The organism is Streptomyces sp. MP131-18 (assembly GCF_001984575.1).
In the GTDB taxonomy this organism is placed as follows: domain Bacteria; phylum Actinomycetota; class Actinomycetes; order Streptomycetales; family Streptomycetaceae; genus Streptomyces; species Streptomyces johnsoniae.
In genome coordinates, this window is the sequence record NZ_LZNS01000001.1 from 411,452 (window position 1) to 430,391 (window position 18,940).

Consider the following 18,940-nt stretch of genomic DNA (forward strand, 5'->3'; position numbering starts at 1 on the left):
GGAAGCCGGAAGCCGCGGCGCATGAGCTTATTAGTCTCTTCTGCGGGGCCGCGTGAACGATAGCGGCCCTCCGCCGGACGTTGCCGCGGCGCGCTGGAAAACCTTCGCCACGGAGCGCACGGTCCTGGCGGTGGCCCGGACGGTGACATCGACCACCCGCCTGCTCGAAGTCCTCCCCGACGTCTTCCGGGGTGACCCACGCGTCGAGGTGATCTTCGGCCATGATCGGTCGTCGGCGTTCAACGGCGGCGTCCGAGGGCTCCTGCGCGCGAGCGGTGTGCGCGTCGTTCCGTGGGAAAACGCTACGGACGTGGCCTGCCACCTCGTCATCTCCGCCAGCGAGAACGCCCGCTTCGACCGCCTCAAGGCCCCCGTCCTCGTCCTGCCGCACGGCGTCGGATTCCAGAAGTTCGTTCCTGACGCCCGCAGTTCCGAGCGGCGGCTCTCCGGGGTCGTGCCGCCTTCGTTGCTGAGCCCCGAACGCTCGTGGTACGCGGTCTCGCATCCTTCGCAGGCCGCCCAGCTCGGCGCCACACGACCGGAGTTGGCCAACCGGACGCTGCTGGTCGGCGATCCCTGCCACGACCGGCTGCTCGCCAGCCGGTCGCTGCGGGACCGGTACCGGCAGGCCCTGGGCCTTCCGGAGGGGCCCGTTCCGCGGCTGGTCCTGCTGACCTCGACGTGGGGCGGGCAGTCGCTGATCGGGAGCGCCCCCCAGTTGCCCCGCCGCCTGCTGGCCGAACTGCCGCTGGACGAGTACCGAGTGGCGGCGGTCCTGCATCCGAACGTGTGGTTCGGTCACAGCCCTTGGCAGCTTCGTACGATCCAGCGGGACGCCCTGGACGCGGGGCTCCTCCTCATCCCGCCCTTCGCCGGGTGGCAGGCCGCATTGACGGCCGCGGACGTGGTGGTCGGGGACCACGGCTCGCTGTCCCTCTACGCGGCGGCGGCCGGAAAGCCGTTGCTGCTGGCCGCCTTCGGCGAGGAGTCGGTGCCCGGCACGGCGATGACCGCGCTCGGGCAGGCCGCGCCCACGCTCGACCACGGCAAAGGGCTGCGCGAGCAGGTCGAGGAAGCGATCGAGCGGCACCGGCCGGAGCGTTACCAGGGCGTCGCCGAGCGGGCGTTCCACGGGCCGGGGAAGGCGCTGCCCCGGCTGCGTTCGGCCGTCTACGACCTCATGAAGCTGGCCGAGCCACCCCTCCCGGTCGCGTCCCCGCGCCCGTTCGCGCTGCCGGTGCCCGAGCAGGCGGAGAGTTCCGCGGAAGTGGTCATCACCCGCATGGCGCGGGAGAAGAGCGCCTGGTCCGTCGAGCTGCGCCGCTATCCCGCGGCGGCCGAGCCCGAACGGCCCGAGTCGGCACAGTGCTTCAGCCACCTGTCGAGCGAGGTGACGGGTCCGGAACGGTCCTGGGCGGAAAGCGCCTCCGTGGTCACCGACACGACGGTGCACGACTCGCCCGGGGAGGCCGAGCGGCGGATCGAGGACGTACTGCGGCACCATCCGGGCTGCCGTATCGCGGCCGTGGCACTGGGCGACGGCGTCCTGCTGGGCTGGCGCGACGGGCGGCGGGCCCAGGCCCACGCCGCAGGCGAACTGGGGACGGCCCGGCTGGTGTCGGCGGTCGGATACGCCTGCTTCCGAGCGGGCATCCCGCCGGAAGGCGTCTTTCTGCTGCGGGTCGGGAAACGCTCGGCCGACGTGACCCTGCGGCCCTGGCCGACGCCGTAACGGGACCGGGTCCGACCGGTTCGGACCCGGTCGGGTCGAACGGTGTTCAGTCCGGGGCGCCGAGAGCGTCGATGCGCTCGCGCAGGCCCTGTGCTCCAGGGCTGCGCCCGCCCTCCAGGATCTCCAGGGCGCGGCCGAGGTGAACGCGGACCGCCGCCGTGTCGCCCTCCGCCTCGGCGATCTCGGCGAGGCACTCGCGCGCGGGCAGCTCGTAGTGGGCCGCCTCCTCCGCCCTGAGGTCGTCGGCGCCGTCGGCAAGGGCGGCCTTCGCCTCCGCCGTCCGCCCCATGGCGCGGTGCGCCATGCCCATGGCCACCCGCACCCGGCCGGCCATCCGACGCCGATCGACGGCGCCGGTCTCCTCCTCGGTGAACAGGCGCAGCGCCGAGGCCAGGGTCGACAGCGCGCGTTCCGGCCGGCCGTCGGCGGTCTCCGCACAGCCGGTGAAGAAGTGGGCGAGCGCCACGCCGCGCCGGGAGCCCGCCGCCGCGCTCAGCTCCGCGGCCTGCTGGAAGAGCGCGATGGCCCGCGGCGGGTCATCGGCCTCCCACGCCCGGCCCTGGAACTCCCGCGCCGACGCCCGCAGCAGCAGATTGTCCGTGGTGTCGGCCTCCGCCACGGCGGTCTCCAACTCGGCCCGGGCACGACTCACTTCGCCCAGATCCAGCAGCGGACGCGACAGCAGGCACCGCAGCCGCGCCCGAGCCGCCGCGTTGCCCAGGTCCCCGTCGCGCGAAGCGGCCATGATGCCCAGCTCGGCGGACTCGATCCAGTCGCGGACCTCGCGGTGGTGAAGGTAGAGCGCGCTGAGGGCCTCGGCCATCTGCCATGCCTCGGCGAAAAATCCCCGCGCCACCGCGCCGCGCAGCACCGCCAGCGCGTTGGTGCGCTCGGCGCTCAGCCACGCCAGGGCCCGTCGTTTCCCGTCCTGGCCGCTGAACGGGTCATCGGCGCCCGTCGGTACGTGCTCGTGCGAGGAGATCCGCAACCGCACACCCATCAGGGCACGGTCCGCGCAGGCGATCCACCGCACGTAACGGTGCGTCACACGCCGCGCCAGGGCCGTCTGATCCGCCGTCGGCTCCTGGGCCGCGAGGCCGACCGCATGCAGCCGCACCAACTCGTGGAACCGGTAGCGGCCGTGAGCGTCCTCGGCGGCGGTGAGCATGCTGCCGTCGTAGAGGCTGTGCAGGAGCCGCCGCGCGGTGGCCGCGGGGATCTCCGCGATGACGCCCGCCAGTTCGGCGTCGAAGACGTCGCCGGGAAAGAGCGCGAGCCCCCGGTAGAGCCGTTGGCACTCCGGCGGTAAATTCTGGTAGGCCAGCGTCAGGGCAGCGGACATGGTCCGAGTCTCCCCCGCGGAGAAGCCCTCAAGCCGGCCGCGTTCGTCTGCCAGCTCACTCACCAGATCCGCCAGTGACTGGTCGGGGTGGAGCACGAGCTGGCCGGCGATGACGCCGAGTGCCAGGGGCAGCCCGCCACACCACGAGACCAGCAACTCGGCCGCCGCGCGCTCCTCGGCGATGAGCCGCTCGCCGCAGCGGGCCGTCAGCAGGCTGATCGCGTCGGGGGCGCGCAGCGGGTCCACCGGCATCGGCCGCGCGCCATGGATGATCAGCTCGGCCAGTCTCCCGTTGCTGACCGCCACGACCACACTGCCCGAAGCCTTGGGGATGAACGGCTCGACCTGCGCCGGCTCGGTCACCTCGTCCACGACCACGAGAACGCGGTCCCCGGCGGTGAGGGAGCGGAAGTCATTGGTCAGGTCCGGCAGGGCGGTCGGCAGGAAGGGCTCGCCGACACCGAGGGAACGCAGACACCCCCGCAGGGCGCCCGAGACGTCCACCCGTCCGGCTTCGTCCCGCCAGTCGGCCAGGTTCACATAAATCTGGCCCCCGGGGAACCGCCCCCGCGCCTCCTCCGCCATGCGGTACGCGAGCGCGCTCTTCCCCACCCCGTGCATCCCACTGAGCACAGCCACGGAAGGCGAGAGCTGTGCCGTTTCATCGAGCAGCCGACGCCAGTCGGCCAGCGTCCGGGACCGGTCGACCCACCACCGGGTGCTGGGCGGTACCTGAGCGGGCGGCCCGAGCGGCGAGCGAACCGCACCCGTGATGATGTCGCCGTGCACGACGCCGGCCTGGACGAGCGCTCCCGCATGGACACCCGACACTTCGTTACGGACGCCAGACGACCGCGGCTCGTCGATGCCGTCGCTCGGCTCGCTGCCCATCGCTACCCCCGTCGCCCACCGCGCCAGCCCGGGCCCGTGACCGTGCCCGTCCTGGTTCAACGTCCGCTTCCCCCTTCAGGTTATGCCCTCTCACCTCCCGTGTCCCCGGGGCCCGGAGCCGGCCGCGGCGAGGTCCTGGCGCTCTTCCAGGGCGACCGTGGCCCGCCTCCGTCCCCGCAGCGTTCCGGCCGTCGTCGCCGCGTTCAGCCGGCCGGGCGCGGGGCCGCCGCGCGCAGAGCCGCGTCCTCGGCGCGGATGCGCACGGTGAGGAGCGCCGTGTTGCACAGGGTGAACACCGTGGCGGTCACCCAGGCGCCGTGGACGAGGGGCAGTGCGATGCCTTCCGCCGCCACGGCGACGTAGTTGGGGTGGGGCAGCCAGCGGTAGGGGCCGGCCGCGACCAGCGGCAGGCCGGGGACCACGACGATGCGGGTGTTCCAGCGTGGGCCCAGCGTGTGGATGCACCACCAGCGCAGCGCCTGGGCGGCCAGCACGACGGCCAGCATGGGCCACCCGAGGGCGGGGACGAAGGGCCGGTCCGCGGCCCACGTCTCGACCAGGCAGCCGACGAGCAGCCCGGTGTGCGCGATCACCAGCAGCGGATAGTGCCGCCGTCCCGCCTCCACGCCGCCGCGTTCCCGGCTCCAGGCGGTGTTGCGGCGCGCGACGCGCAACTCCGCCAGCCGCTCCGCCCCGACCGCGGCTATCAGCAGCGAGTACCAGAACACCGCTCGCCTCCTCTCACCAGCGCAGCAGGACCAGTTCCGCCGAGAAGCCGGGGCCGAGCGCCGTCAGCAGGCCCCAGGTGCCGGCCGGGGGGCGGCGGTCCATGGTGTCCCGCAGCACGTGCAGCACCGAGGCGGAGGAGATGTTGCCGACCTCGTCGAGAGAGCGCCAGGTGACGTCCAGGGCGCCGTCCGGCAGGCCGAGGGTGTCCGCCATGACCTCCAGGACCTTGGGGCCGCCGGGGTGGCACACCCACGTGCCGATGTCGCTCCGCGTCAGCCCGTGGCCGGCGAGGAAGGAGTCGACATCCGCGGCGAGGTGGGTGCGCACGATGTCGGGGATTCCGGGGTCGAGCACGATGCGGAAGCCCTCGTCGGCGATGTCCCAGCCCATCGCGCGTTCGGTGTGCGGGTAGAGGCGGCTGCGGGTCGCCACGACCTCCGGGCCCTCGCCGGGGGCGGGCCGGCGTTCGCTGCCCCGTGCCACGACGGCGGCGGCGCCGTCGCCGAAGAGTGCGGTGCCCACCAGGTTGGCCGGGGAGGCGTCCGTGCGCTGGAAGGTGAGCGAGCACAACTCGACGGAGAGGAGCACCGCCACCTGGCCGGGCCAGCCGCGCAGGTAGTCGTCGAGCCGCCCGATCCCGGCCGCGCCCGCGGCGCAGCCCAGGCCGAACACGGGCAGACGTCTCACATCCGGCCGCAGCCCGAGCGGGCCGACCAGCCGGGCCTCCACGGAGGGGGCGGCCAGCCCGGTCGTGGAGACGAACATCAGCAGGTCGACCTCGTCGGGCGCCACGCCGGCCGCGTGCAGCCCACCGGAGACGGCCTCGGCCCCCATGCTCACGGCGGCGGAGACGAACGCGTCGTTGCTCGCCCGGAACCCGTCCAGGCCCGCGTAGGCGTCCAGCGGAAGCGCCGTGTGGCGGTGTCCGACCTTCGCGGACGCGTGCACCCGTTCGAGCAGGGCCCCGTCCGCGTCGGGCAGGCAGGAACGGGCGAGACGCGTGACTTCCGCCTGCGGGTGCCGGTGCGGACCGAGGACCTTGTGCACTGCGGCGATGCGGCTCATCACCCTCCTCGGACTCACGTACGCGGCACGGGTGCCCCTGTCCGCCCGCGCCAAACGGAGCCGGACGGCGCCCGCCACATCCGACGCGCCGGCGGGGGCACCGTGGGCACGCTCTTCGCGATCGATCTGGTCCACGTGCCCGCCGACCGCAGCCGAACCGGCCACCGTACGGGCACCCTTCCGGGCTGGGTTTCCGGGACCGGTGAGGCCCTGTACACCCTTCATCCCGTCTTCGTACGCTGCTCAGCGGTCCGATACGGTTCGATCAAGCCCCACCGAGCCGGAGGTCCGATGGACATGGACGTGGCGGAAGCGACCGAGGTCCGGCCCGTCCCGGAGTTGCTCGCCGAGAACGCCCTGCGGCACGGCGGGAAGCTCGCGTTCGCCGACGACCGGCGCGGGGTGAGCTGGGCCGAACTGGAGCGCCGGACCGCTCGGTTGGCGGCGCGGCTGGAGGTCGGACGCGGCGCCGCGGTCGTGTTCTGCCTGGACAACGGCGTGGAACTGGTCGAGGGCCTCCTCGCCACCGTCCGGGCCGCCGCGGTCGGAGTGCCGCTGAGCTCCCGCGGCACCGACGCCGAACTCGCGGCGCTGGTGGCCGATTGCGATCCGGCCGTGCTGGTCACCGACCGCCGGAACCTGCCGCGGATCGCCCGGTTGACCGCCGGCCGGTCGCCCCGTCTGGTGGTGACCGGAGCGGGCCCGGTCCCGGACAACGCCTCGCGCTTCGAGGACCTCGCCGCCGGAGGGGCGGCCGCGCCCCGTGACGACCTGGGGCTGGACGAACCGGCGTGGCTGCTCTACACGTCCGGCACCTCGGGGGCGCCCAGGGCCGCGGTGGCCAGCCAGCGTTCCGCCCTCTGGACTCCGGTCGCCTGCTACCTACCGCGGCTCGAACTCTCGGCGGCGGACCGCCTGCTGTGGCCTTTGCCGCTGGCGCACACCTACGCCCACTCGCTCTGTGTGCTGGGCACGACCGTGGCCGGGGCGAGCGCCCGGATCACCGCGGCACCGGACCCCGCGGAACTCGTGCGGCTGATCGATGAGTTCGCGCCGACCGTCCTGGGCGGCGTGCCGCTCACCTACCAGCAGTTGCTCGACGCCGGTCTGGGCGCGGTGCCCTCGCTTCGGGTGTGCGTCACCGCGGGCGCGCCCAGTGCCCCGGACCTGCGGGAGCAGGTCGAAGAACGGTTCGGCGCCCCGCTGCTCGACGGCTACGGGAGCACCGAGACCTGCGGCAAGATCGCCATGGAGGCAGTCGGCGGGCCGCGGATGCGCGGCAGCAGCGGGCCGCCGGTCCCCGGCACGGACGTCCGGCTGGTTGATCCGGAGACCGGTCGCGACGCCGCCGGTGCCGAGGGCGAGCTGTGGGTGCGCGGTCCCGGCGTCATGCTCGGTTACCACAACCGACCCGAGGCGACCGCCGATGCCCTGCGCGACGGCTGGTATCGCACGGGTGACCTGGGGCGGCTCGACGCGCAGGGCTGTCTGACCGTCACCGGCCGGGTGAACGACCGGATCGTGCGCGGCGGCGAGAACGTCGACCCCGCCGAGGTCGAACGCGTGCTGCTCGGCCTGCCCGGCGTACGTGACGCGGCCGTGGTCGCGCGGGCGCATCCCCTGCTCGGCGAGGTTCCGGTGGCGTTCGTGGTACCGGCGGAGCAGACGCTCGATCCGGCCGGCCTGTTGCGGGCCTGCGCCGCGCTGCTGTCCGCGCACAAGGTGCCGGAGGACGTCCTCTTCACGCCCGCCGTTCCGCGCACCGCCGCGGGAAAGCCGCGGCGGGCGGTACTGCGCGAGGCGCTGGCCGGGCGTCCGGCCGGGCCGACGCTCGAGCGGCTGGCCGACCGGACGCCCGGCGAGCGGCTGGCCGCGCTGACCGACCTGGTGTGCACGGAGACCGCGGCCATCCGTGGAACGGCCGCCGCTCCCGGCGACCGGGATGCCCGCACGGCGTTCGCCGATCTCGGCCTGACCTCCATGGACGCGATGGCCCTGTGGCACCGGATCAGCCTGCGCACCGGCCTGCGGCTGCCGGCGACGCTGGTCTGGGACCACCCGACCGCGGCGGCGGTCGCCGCCTACCTGGACACCCGGCTGCACGGCCGCGCACCCGCGCCGGCACCACCGCGGCGCGGGCCGGGAGCCGAGCCGGTGGCGATCGTGGCCGTCGGCTGCCGTTACCCGGGCGAGGTGCGCTCGCCCGAGGATCTCTGGCGGCTGGTGGCCGACGGCGTGGACGCCACCGGTGACTTCCCCGCGGATCGCGGCTGGGACGTCGACGCCCTGCACCATCCCGACCCGGACCGGATCGGCACCACGTACACGCGCCGCGGCGGTTTCCTCACCGACGCGGCGGACTTCGACCCGCTGTTCTTCGGCATCTCGCCGCGCGAGGCACTGGCCACGGACCCCCAGCACCGCCTGCTCCTGGAGGTCGCCTGGGAGACGCTGGAACGCGCGGGCATGCCCGCGGCTTCCGTGCGCGGCACCAGCACCGGGGTGTACGTCGGCCTGATGCACGCCAGTTACGGCAGTCGCTTGTCGCGCCACGAGCTGGAGTCGCACATCGGCATCGGCTCGTCGGGCAGTGTGGCGTCCGGCCGGATCTCCTACGTCCTCGGCCTGCGGGGCCCGGCCATGACCGTGGACACGGCGTGCTCGTCCTCACTTGTCGCCATGGACCTGGCCGCCGCGGCGCTGCGGGCGGGCGAGTGCACGCTCGCGCTCGCCGGCGGTGTGACCGTGATGTCGAGCCCGCGGCCGTTCATCGCGTTCAGCCGCCAGCGCGGGCTGTCGCCCGATGGCCGCTGCCGGTCGTTCGCGGCGGGCGCGGACGGCACCGCGTGGGCCGAGGGCGTCGGCCTGGTGCTGCTGGAGAAGCTGTCGGACGCCCGGCGCAACGGCCATCCGGTGCTGGCCGTGCTGCGCGGTTCCGCGGTGAACTCGGACGGCGCGTCGAACGGGCTGACCGCACCCAACGGCGAGGCGCAGCGCGACCTGATCCGGCTGGCGCTGGCCGACGCGGGTCTGCGGGCCGCCGATGTGGACGTGGTCGAGGGGCACGGCACGGGGACCGCGCTCGGCGATCCGATCGAGGCGGGCGCCCTGCTGGCCACCTACGGCCAGGGGCGCGGCCCGGACGACCCGGTGTGGCTGGGCTCGGTCAAGTCGAACCTCGGGCATGCGCAGGCCGCGGCCGGGGTGGCGGGCGTGATCAAGATGATCGAGGCGATGCGGCACGGCGAACTGCCCAGGTCGCTGTATGCGGAGCAGCCGTCGCCGCATGTGGACTGGTCCGGCGGCGCGGTGCAGCTGCTGGACCGGGCGCGTCCGTGGCCCGAACGTGATCGGCCGCGGCGGGCGGCGATCTCGTCGTTCGGCATCGGCGGCACCAATGCGCACGTGATCATCGAGCAGCCGTCGGACGTCGATGCGGACATCGATGCGGACGCGGATTCGGACGCCGGTCCCGGCCGGGGCCGGACCGAGGCGACGCACCGCGGGCCGGTCGGGCCGTGGCTGGTCAGCGGCAGCGACGAAGCCGGCCTGCGCGCCCACGCCGCGAAGCTGGCGGCCGAGCTGGCCGACGTGACCGGCGAGGACGCGCTGGACGTCGCATTCTCGCTGGCGACCACCAGGACACCACTGGCCCGCCGTGCGGCCGTGCTGGCCGACGGCGCCGACGGCCTGCTCGCGGGCTTGCGTGAGCTGGCCGACGGCGCCGACGGCCCGGCGCTGTACCGGGGCACCGCGCGCGGCAATCCGAAGGTGGCACTGCTGTGCGCGGGCCAGGGCACGCAACGGGCCGGGATGGGCCGCGAGCTGGCCGCGGCCTTTCCCGCGTTCGACGCGGCGTTCACCGAGCTGTGCGAGGAGTTCACGCCCTGGCTCGACCGGCCGTTGCTCACGGTGATCGACGACCCCGGGAGCGGTCTGCTGGACCGCACCGACTACGCGCAGCCCGCGCTGTTCGCCTTCGAGGTCGCCCTGCACGCGCTGCTCGCCGAGTGCGGCGTCCGACCGGACTACCTGGTCGGTCACTCGGTCGGTGAACTGGCCGCCGCCCACATCGCCGGCGTGTTCTCCCGCGCCGACGCGGTACGGCTCGTCGCCGCGCGCGGCCGTCTGATGGCGGCCCTGCCCGCCGGCGGTGCGATGATCGCGGTGCGCGCGCCGCTGGCCGACGTGGCGCACCGGCTCGACGAGGCGCGGGTCGCGGTGGCGGCGGTCAACGGGCCGGCGTCGATCGTGCTCTCCGGGGACGAGGCGGCGGTGACCGCGCTGGCCGCCCGGATCGGCGGCCCGGCCACCCGGCTCCGGGTGAGCCACGCGTTCCACTCGCCGCTGCTCGATCCGATGCTGGCCGAGTTCCGCGCGGTCGCCGAGTCGGTGACCTACCACCGGCCGTCCGTTCCGGTGGTGTCCACGGTGACCGGCCGTCCCGAGCCGGGGGCGCTCGCCACCGCCGGCTACTGGGTACGGCAGGTGCGCGAGACGGTCCGGTTCGCCGACGCGGTGGAGTGGCTGGCGAACGAGGGCGTGACGGCCTTCGTCGAGGCCGGCCCCGCCGCCGCGCTCAGCGTGTCGGCGGAGGGCTGCGTGGCGCCGGACGCGGACGCGGTGTTCACCGCGTGCGCCGACTCCGAAGCGGCGCTGGCGGCGCTGGCCGCACTGCACGTGCACGGCGTGCCGGTGGACTGGCGGCCGGTGTACGCCGGCCGCCGTGCCCGGCGCCGCCCGCTGCCCACCTATCCGTTCCGGCGGCAGCGCTACTGGCTTGACGCCGTACGGCACCGGGCCCCGGCCGGCCATCCGCTGGTGGGCGAGCCGCAGCCGGACGCCGACGGGCCCGGCGTCCGGCACACCGGCGTGCTGTCCACCGCTGACCAGCCCTGGCTCGCCGACCATGTGATCGGCGACCGGGTCCTCGTGCCCGCGACGGTGTTCGCCGAGCTGGCCTGTGCCGCGGCCGGGGCGTCCGGCGCCGTGCGGCTGGCCGAGCTGGCCTTCCGGGAGCCGCTCGTCCTCTCCGCGGCGGGTCCCGTGCAGGTTCAGGTGGTCACAGGTGCGCCGGACGCGGCGGGGAGCCGCCCGGTCGCCGTCTGGGCCCGCACGGCCGACGCCACGGGGCCGTGGACCCGGCACGCCACCGCGGCGATCTCCCCGGCCGCCGCGCCGCCCGCCGTTCCGGTGGGGGTGTGGCCGCCCGCGGGCGCGGCGGAGGTTCCGGTCGACTATGCGCGCCTCGCCGCCTACGGCCATCGTTACGGGCCGGCGTTCCGCGTGGTGACCGCCCTGTGGCGACAGGGCACGGACCTCTTCGCCGAGCTGGCACTTCCGCCCGGGGAAGCGGCGACCGCCGGTTCGTACGCCCTGCATCCGGCCCTGCTCGACGCCGCGCTGCACGCGGCGCTGCTGGCCGAGCGACCGGACGAGCCGCGGGCCCCGCTCGCCTGCACCGGCGTGACCGTGCACGCGACCGGTGCGACCGCCGCGCGGGCCCGTCTTGAGCGGCTCGGACCGGAGGAGCTCCGGGTCACCCTCACCGACCCGACCGGCCGGCCGCTCGCCGCGATCGAGTCGGTGGTCACCCGGGCGCTTCCGGCGGTGTCCGCCGCCCGTGCCGAGGTGTACCGGCCGACCTGGCGGCCCGCCACCGCGGCCGGCGACGCGGACCCCGAGCACGAACTGCTCGACGTGGCGCGCCTGGCCGCCCGCCTGCCAGGGGACACCGACCTGCCCGGGCGCGTCCTGGATCTCGTCACGGCCACGCTGGCACAGGTACGCGACTGGGTCTCCGACGCACGGCCCGGCCGCCTGGTGGTGCTCACCCACAACGCCACAGGAGACGACCCGGACCTGGCCGAGGCCGCGGTCGCCGGACTCGTGCGCAGCGCCCAGTCCGAGCACCCCGGCCGGATCGTGCTGGCCGACCGCCGCGGCGGTCCCGCCTCCCCGGCGGCGCTGGACGCGGCGCTGCGCACCGGCGAACCCCAGGTCGCCCTCGGCGACGGGGTCGTCCTGGTACCCCGGCTGACCGCCGCCGGCCCGCCGACCGCCGCGGCGCCCGCCCCGGACCCCGAGGGGACCGTGCTGATCACCGGCGGCACCGGCGCGCTCGGCGCGAGCCTCGCCCGGTACCTCGTGGCCGAACGCGGCGTGCGGCACCTGCTGCTGGCCGGCCGGAGCGGCCGGGTCCCGGCGTGGGCGGCGGACCTGCCGGCGAAGGTGCGCGCGGTGGCGTGCGACGTGAGCGAGCGGGCGGCCGTCGGCGCACTGGTCGCGGACTGCCGGCCGGCGCTGACCGCCGTGTTCCATCTCGCCGGGGTGGTGGACGACGGCGTGGTGGACGGCATGACCCCGCAGCGGGTGGCAGCCGTGCTGGGGGCGAAGGCGGCCGGCGCCTGGCACCTGCACGAGGCGACCAGGGATCTCGGGCTGTCCGCGTTCGTGCTGTACTCCTCCGCCGCCGGCGTGCTCGGCCGGCCGGGGCAGTCGAACTACGCGGCCGCGAACGGGTTTCTCGACGCGCTCGCCCGGCAACGGGTCGCGCACGGGCTGCCCGCGCAGGCTCTGGCCTGGGGTCCGTGGTCCACTGCGGACGGCGCGGGCATGGCGGGCCGGATCGCGCGCGGGCTCGGCGAGGACGGCGTGCTGCCGGTCACCGAGCAAGAGGGCATCGGCCTGCTCGACGCCGCGCTGCGCACGACGGAGCCGGTGCTCGTGCCGGTCCCGCTGGACCTCACCGCCCTCGGCGGCCCGTCCGCACCGCCGGTCCTCGCGGATCTGCTGCCGGGGCGGCCGGACCCGGACCAGCCCGTCACCGCGCCGCCGGCCGCCGAGCAGGCGCCGGGCGCCTGGCGCGAGCGACTCGCCGCCGTTCCGGCGCCGGAGCGCGAAACCGTGCTGGCCGGGCTGATCCGTGCGGAGCTGGCCGCGGTACTGGGCTTCGCGGACCCGTCCGCGTTCCCCGACGACCGCGAGTTCGGACAGCTCGGCTTCGATTCCCTGACCGCGGTGCAGGTCCGTAACCGGCTCAGCGCGTTCACGCGCGTGCGGCTGGCGCCGACGGTCGTTCTCGATCACCCGACGCTCCGGGCGCTGGCCGCGCACGTCCACGCCGCGCTGCTCGACGCCGGTGGCCTGCCGGAGACCGGGAACGAGGCGGAGACCGGGCCCCGAGCCGGGGGCCAGGCTCCCCCGCCGTCCTACGGGTTCAGCGCCGTCCACCACCGCGTCCTGCGCGAGCAGGGCCCGCTGGAGGCCATGGCGCTGCGCTACCTGGCGTCCTACGCCTTGCCGTCCTTCCCCGCGGCCGAGCGCGCCCGGTATGCCGTCGCACCGGTTCGGCTCGCCCACGGCGAGGGCACCGCGCTCGCGTACATCCCGGATTACCTCACGCCCTACCGCCGCGTCCCCAGCGGCCTGGCCGAGCAGTTCGACGGCGAACGCGAGCTGTTCCTGCTCGAACATCCCGGGTTCGGCGACCGCCGGGCGGTCCCGGACAGTGTGGCCACGCTGGTGCGCACGCATGCCGACGCGGTGCTCGCCCTGCCCACCGGCCGACCGGTCGTCCTCGTCGGCTACTGTGCCGGCGGCACCATCGCGCACGCCGTGGCCCGGCACCTCGCGCGGGCGGGCCGGCCGCCGGCCGGCGTGGTCCTGCTCGACTCCGACGCCGCCGTGCTGCGCCGCGACGACGCGCGGGCGCTGGCCCTGGTGGCCGCCGGTGCCGGCCTGCCCGACGACGTGGCCGACCAGTTCGACGACTCGTTGCTGATCACCGGCGGCGGTTACGCGCGGGTGCTGGAGGACTGGCGCCCCGAACCGTCACCGGTCCCGGCCCTCCTGCTCCGCGGCCGGCCGACGGCGGAGATGCGGCGGATCGACCCCGGCCGGGACTGGCAGCCGCACTGGCCGCTGCCGCACGACGCGGTCGACGTCCCCGGCGACCACTACTCCGTCGTCCACCGCGACGCCGAAACGACGGCCGCGGCGATCCGCGCCTGGCTGAGCGCGTGACGGCGAGTGGGCACCAGGCATGAGAACGAACGCATGAGAACAGGAGGTCCTGGATGACCCCGGAGTACGACCTGATCGTGGTGGGCGGCGGGCCGGCCGGCTCGACCGCCGCGACCGCCGTGGCCATGCGCGGCCACCGGGTGCTGCTCCTGGAACGGGAGACCTTCCCGAGATACCAGATCGGTGAGTCGCTGCTGCCCGCCACCGTGCACGGGCTGTGCCGCATCCTCGGCGTCGCCGACGAGGTCGCCCGGGCCGGCTTCACGCTCAAACGCGGCGGCACGATGCGCTGGGGGCGGGACCCGCGGCCGTGGCAGTTCTCCTTCTCCATGACGCCCCGGCTGTCCGAGCCCACGGCAACCGCCTTCCAGGTGGAACGTTCCCGGTTCGACGAGATCCTGCTGCGCAACGCCGGCCGCGTCGGCGTCGAGGTACGGGAGGGCAGCCCGGTGCGCCGTCTGGTCGCCGACGCTGAGCGGGTGCGCGGCGTCGAGTACACCGACCCCGGAGGAAACCGGCGCACGGCGCACGCCCGGTTCGTCTTCGACGCGTCCGGCAACACCAGCAGGCTCCAGGGCCAGGTCGGCGGGGCGCGCGTGTACTCCGAGTTCTTCCGCAATCTCGCCGTCTTCGGCTACTACGCGGGCGGGCGCCGGCTTCCCGCGCCGAACAGCGGCAACATCTTCTGCGCCGCTTTCGACGCCGGCTGGCTCTGGTACATCCCGCTGCGCGACGACCTGACCAGCGTCGGTGCCGTCATCGCGCCGGAACACGTCCCGGCGGTCCAGCGCGATCCGCGCGCCGCCTGGCAGGACATGATCCGGGCCTGCCCCGAGGTCGACCGGCTGGTGGCGGACGTGCCGGTCGCGACCGAGCCGCCGTACGACCGGGTGCGGGTGCGCAAGGACTACTCCTACTGGAAGAAGACGTTCTGGGCACCCGGCATCGCGCTGGTCGGCGACTCCGCATGCTTCGTCGATCCGGTGCTGTCCTCAGGCGTGCACCTGGCCACCTACGGCGCCCTGCTGGCCGCCCGCGCGGTGAATGCCGACCTGGACGGCAGCGTGCCCGAGGCGCGCGGCTTCGCCGAGTTCGAGGCGCGCTACCGCCGCGAGTACGGCGTGTTCTACGAGTTCCTCATGGCGTTCTACGACATGGAACGCAACGAGCACTCGTACTTCTGGTCGGCGAAGAAGGTCACCCACGTGGACACCGGCGAGGCGGCCGCGTTCGCCGAGCTGGCCGGCGGGCTGGTGTCCGGCGACGCGGCGGTGGTCGGCACCCGGCAGCTCGGCGCGCACTGGCGTGCCGCGGCGGCCGAACTGGACAGTGCGGTGGGCCGGCTGGCGACCGCGGACGACCGCATCAATCCGCTGCTTGCCGCCCGCGTCGTCGGCGAGACCTTCCGTACCGGCAACGAACTCCAGGAACAGGCGCTTTACGGCGGCCCGCTCGACGCCCCAGGACCGACCGCCCCGGGAGGACTCGCCGTCACCACGGATGGTCTGGCCTGGACCGTGCCATGAGACGAAGTGCCCGTGTTGTCCACCGGGGCGGGGCAATGCCCGGACGGCACGCCGGCCGGGCGCCCACGGCGAGGTGCGCGGGCCATGTCACAGGGCGGCGGGTTACGTCGTCTCAGGGGTGCAACCACTGACGACCCCAGAGGAGCAGGCCATGGACGCGCGACCGCACCGCTTCGCCGGCCCGACCGCCGGCAGGACCACCGAGCACTTCGTACCGGCGGGCAAGGTGCTCAAGGACTCGCCGCTGCCGACCGCGACGCAGGAGCTGGTGGCGCTGCGCGTGAGTCAGATCAACGGCTGCGCCGTCTGCGTCGACATGCACACCAGGGAAGCCGCCGCGGCGGGCGAGACCCCGGTGCGGCTGGACCTGGTCGCGGTATGGCGGGAGGCCACGGTCTTCACCGGGGCCGAGCGTGCCGCGCTGGAGCTCGCGGAGCAGGGGGCCCGGGTCGCGGACACGGCCAACGGGGTCAGCGAGGCGGCGTGGGCGTACGCCGCCGAGCACTACGACGAGCAGCAGCTCGCCGCCCTGATGATCCTGGTCTCTTTCATGAACACGGCAAACCGGCTGAGCATCATGACCCAGCAGCCGGCCGGCACCTACGGACCCGATCAGTTCCGCTGAACGGCACCGGCACCGGCACCGGCGGCACCTGGCCCGGGCGCGCGGGCGCAGCGGACTCAGGTACGCCGTCGGACCGCGGCATGCCGGGTCAGGGCGCGAGCAACGCGTCGAGGAACGTGTTGCCGAACACGCCGTGCGGGTCGAGCTCGTGCAGCAGCCGGGTGCCCTCCGCCCACTGCGCGGTCCCGAACGAGGCCGGTACGACCGAGTGGATCACCTCGCGGTCGGCCCACGCCGCGGTGTCGGTGTAGCCCCAGCCTTTGGACCACTCGACGCGGACCAGCGCGTGCCCGCCGTCGAATGCCGCCAGGCAGAAGCGTTCCAGCTCGCGGTAGAACTCGGGGGCGCCCGGGGTGCCCGGCAGGGTGAGGACGTCCACCCAGACCGCGCAGTCGAACTCCGGGTGGTCCTGATGCGGGCGGACCACCGACAGCAGCGGCGGACGCGCGCCGGGTACGGCGACGTCCACCGGCTGGTCGAGGCCGCCGACGCGGATCTCCACCTGCCCGTTCACGGGGAACCGTCCGTTCCTGGCCCACGCCGCCAGCCGCTCCCGGTAGAAGCCGGCGAACTCCGAGATCACGCGCTGCACGTCCGCGCGCCTGGTGAGGATGGCGTAGCCGTTAGCCGTCTCCCGCAGCGTGGTGGGCCGCAGGTAGAACATCAGGTGGTGGGAGGCTCCCCACAGGTCCTTCGACAGCGTCGCCGTCAGCCCGCTCGCCGCAACCGTGTACTGCAACGCGCCCAGTTCGGGCGCGAGATACCAGGCGGCGTCGGCGACCAGGCGCCCGGCGAGCCGGGACACGACCGTCGGCACCGAGTCGCTGAACGGGTAGTTGTACGGGCCGGTCACCGGCCGCGACGTCGCCGGACGCTGCGGGCTGAGGCTCCACACCTTCAGCCAGGGCCGGTCCGTGAAGGCGAACCAGATCGTCTCCACGCGCCCGGCCGTGGCGAGGAAGTCGGCGAACGTGCGCCCGCCGGCGGCGGCCTCGCTGCCGGGCGCGGCGAACAACTCGTCGGCCGGCACATCGACACGGCTGACGCAGCGCATCGCGCTCTCCTCCCCCGTTTGCAGCACGGCCTCGACCACGAAGCCGCGCCCGAGGTGGGCGGCGAGCACGTCGCACGCGGCGTCCGTACCGCGGGTGAACGTGCGCAGCACGTACCTGCCGCTCGCCGCGTCCCACACCACGGCCGTCAGCTCGAGTACGAGGTTGCTGAGACTGCCGTAGGTGTGGCCGGGCCGTGCGGCCTCGCCTTCGGCCGGAACGCTGGTGCCGTGGGCGTCGATGGCGAGCGTGCCGCCCAGCGTCAGCTCGCCCGGCGCCGGCGTGTTGGTCACCCCGAGGCCGTGGTCGGCGAGGAAGCCGAGCAGCGCTTCCAGCGTCACGCCCGTCTGTGCGCGGACCGCGCCGGGCACGCCAGCGGGAGGCGTCGCCAGCTCCGTCGCGGTCAGGTGGGTCGTGGTGTCGACCAGCAGCACCCGGGCGTCCACGTCGGTGCCTGAGGTGATCGTCAGCGGCGACCAGGTGTGGGCCTTGCCGCGCGCACGCAGCCGCCAGCCCGCCGTGCGGGCCCAGTTGGCGAGGTCGGCGATCTGCTGACCGTCGCTCGGTGCGCAGGTCCACAGGCCGGGGTGGGCGATTTCGCCTGCCCAGTTCAGATACGGGGAACGGTAGGGGTCCAGACCGCCGGGCAGCGAGGGCGCCGGGATCTCCGCGGCGGCCCGCGCGGTGGCGGCGTGGGCCGTGAGGCCCAGGGCTCCGGCGGCGGCGGCCGCTGTGCGCAGCACGCCGCGCCGGGAGGGTAATTCGGGTGATGTCGGCATACAACGGAAGGTAGACAGTCGGGCGGGCGGTGGGAAGAGAGCACCGCCGGTTCGGGCCATCGCCATGTGCGCCACCGGGGCGGCCGCGCCGACGGGCGTTCGCCCGCGCCACGCCGGATAGCCTGCCGGTGCCCCAGGAAAAAGGAGCTTGAGTCTCCAGCGGCTGGAGGGTCGACGGTTGACACCGTGAGCGACGACACCGAGCTGTTCACCATCGGCGAGCTGGCCCGCCGCACCGGCCTTTCGGTGCGCACGATCCGCTTCTGGTCCGACAGCGGCCTCGTTGCGCCGGCCGGCCGCTCGGCGGGCGGATACCGGCTCTTCGACGCCGGGGCCATCGCCCGTCTGGACCTGGTCCGCACCCTGCGCGAGCTGGGCCTGGACCTGGCCACGGTGCGACGGGTGCTGGCCAGGCAGGCAACGGTGCGCGACGTGGCGACGGCGCACCTGCACGCGCTGGATGCGGAGATCCGCATGCTTCAGGTGCGGCGCGCGGTGCTGCGGTGGGTCGCTCGAGGTGGCAGCACGACCGAGGAGATGAGACTCATGCACAAACTGGCCCAGATGTCCGCCGAGGAACGGCAGCGGGTCATCGACGAATTCGTCCGCGAGATCTTCGACGGCGTCGCCCCGGGCGCGCCCGGCGCCCACCTGGCCGAGGCGATGCGCGCCCTGCCGGCGGAGCTGCCCGCCGACCCGGCACCCGAACAGGTGGAAGCCTGGGTGGAGCTGGCCGAGCTGGTCAGCGACGCGGGGTTCAGGCAACGGGTGCGCGAGATGGCCGTGGCCGGCGCGCAAGAGGGGCAGGAGCCGCAGGGCCCGGACCCGGCGCGGGCCCTTGAGCACGCCGGCGGGGCGCTGCGGACGGGCGTTGCCCCGGAGTCGGCGGCGGGCGGGGAGATCCTGGAGCGCATCGTCGGCCCGGACCTGCCCGCGGCGGAACGCGCCGAGCTGGCCGACCGGTTGGCCACCTTCACCGATCGCCGGGTGGAGCGGTACTGGCAGTTGCTCGGCGTGCTCAACGGCCGGCCGCCGGCGCCGCCGCAGGTGCCGGCGTTCGAATGGCTGATCGCGGCGCTGCGCTCACCCGCCGGGGGTCCGTGACGGCGGAGAAGGGGGACCGCCGCTTCCTCAGGCGCCGACGGAGAAGCGGAGAACGGCCGTTCCGCCCGCT

Annotated in this window: 9 protein-coding genes; 5 read left to right on the forward strand and 4 right to left on the reverse strand. The window is 74.6% G+C overall.

Annotation, left to right across the window (positions count from 1 at the left end):
* Window positions 1-142: 142 nt before the first annotated feature.
* Complete coding sequence (locus tag STBA_RS01925; RefSeq protein ID WP_253194486.1) at window positions 143-1,732, forward strand: hypothetical protein; 1,590 nt, start codon at window positions 143-145, stop codon at window positions 1,730-1,732.
* A gap of 46 nt (window positions 1,733-1,778) precedes the next feature.
* On the opposite strand, the gene STBA_RS01930 is transcribed toward STBA_RS01925, so the two are convergent.
* The 3 genes from STBA_RS01930 to STBA_RS01940 form a co-directional block, all read right to left on the reverse strand.
* On the reverse strand, window positions 1,779-3,965 hold the full coding sequence (locus STBA_RS01930; protein WP_077057569.1) for a tetratricopeptide repeat protein: 2,187 nt from the start codon (window positions 3,963-3,965) through the stop codon (window positions 1,779-1,781).
* A 203-nt stretch (window positions 3,966-4,168) separates the two neighbouring features.
* Window positions 4,169-4,693, reverse strand: a complete 525-nt coding sequence (locus STBA_RS01935; RefSeq protein WP_077057570.1) for an isoprenylcysteine carboxyl methyltransferase family protein — start codon at window positions 4,691-4,693, stop codon at window positions 4,169-4,171.
* A 13-nt stretch (window positions 4,694-4,706) separates the two neighbouring features.
* Window positions 4,707-5,759 (reverse strand): 3-oxoacyl-[acyl-carrier-protein] synthase III C-terminal domain-containing protein, encoded by a 1,053-nt coding sequence (locus STBA_RS01940; protein WP_077057571.1) that lies wholly within the window; start codon window positions 5,757-5,759, stop codon window positions 4,707-4,709.
* A 291-nt stretch (window positions 5,760-6,050) separates the two neighbouring features.
* On the opposite strand from STBA_RS01940, the gene STBA_RS01945 reads away from it, so the two are divergent.
* From STBA_RS01945 to STBA_RS01955, 3 genes are all read left to right on the forward strand, one after another.
* Window positions 6,051-13,784 carry a type I polyketide synthase gene (locus tag STBA_RS01945; RefSeq protein WP_253194487.1) on the forward strand — a complete coding sequence of 2,578 codons (7,734 nt, stop codon included), beginning with the start codon at window positions 6,051-6,053 and terminating at the stop codon, window positions 13,782-13,784.
* Between the two features lie 53 nt (window positions 13,785-13,837).
* Window positions 13,838-15,310 carry a tryptophan 7-halogenase gene (locus STBA_RS01950; protein ID WP_077057572.1) on the forward strand — a complete coding sequence of 491 codons (1,473 nt, stop codon included), beginning with the start codon at window positions 13,838-13,840 and terminating at the stop codon, window positions 15,308-15,310.
* A 151-nt stretch (window positions 15,311-15,461) separates the two neighbouring features.
* Entirely contained in the window at window positions 15,462-15,935 is a 474-nt protein-coding gene (locus STBA_RS01955; RefSeq protein ID WP_077057573.1) for a carboxymuconolactone decarboxylase family protein, read from the forward strand.
* 88 nt (window positions 15,936-16,023) lie between these two features.
* Here STBA_RS01955 and STBA_RS01960 read toward each other — a convergent pair whose 3' ends face one another.
* Entirely contained in the window at window positions 16,024-17,766 is a 1,743-nt protein-coding gene (locus STBA_RS01960) for a cholesterol oxidase substrate-binding domain-containing protein (protein WP_077057574.1), read from the reverse strand.
* Window positions 17,767-17,952: 186 nt separating this feature from the next.
* Here STBA_RS01960 and STBA_RS01965 point away from each other — a divergent pair, with 186 nt between their 5' ends.
* The gene (locus STBA_RS01965; RefSeq protein WP_077057575.1) at window positions 17,953-18,870 is read left to right on the forward strand and encodes a MerR family transcriptional regulator; all 918 of its coding nucleotides are present in this window, start codon (window positions 17,953-17,955) and stop codon (window positions 18,868-18,870) included.
* Window positions 18,871-18,940 lie beyond the last annotated feature (70 nt).

Bases quoted from the DNA above. Each gene is read 5' to 3' on its own strand.
- STBA_RS01950 (WP_077057572.1), top strand. From the start codon at position 13,838: ATGACCCCGGAGTACGACCTGATCGTGGTGGGCGGCGGGCCGGCCGGC.
- STBA_RS01940 (WP_077057571.1), bottom strand. From the start codon at position 5,759: ATGAGCCGCATCGCCGCAGTGCACAAGGTCCTCGGTCCGCACCGGCAC.
- STBA_RS01960 (WP_077057574.1), bottom strand. From the start codon at position 17,766: ATGCCGACATCACCCGAATTACCCTCCCGGCGCGGCGTGCTGCGCACA.
- STBA_RS01955 (WP_077057573.1), top strand. From the start codon at position 15,462: ATGGACGCGCGACCGCACCGCTTCGCCGGCCCGACCGCCGGCAGGACC.
- STBA_RS01930 (WP_077057569.1), bottom strand. From the start codon at position 3,965: ATGGGCAGCGAGCCGAGCGACGGCATCGACGAGCCGCGGTCGTCTGGC.
- STBA_RS01945 (WP_253194487.1), top strand. From the start codon at position 6,051: ATGGACATGGACGTGGCGGAAGCGACCGAGGTCCGGCCCGTCCCGGAG.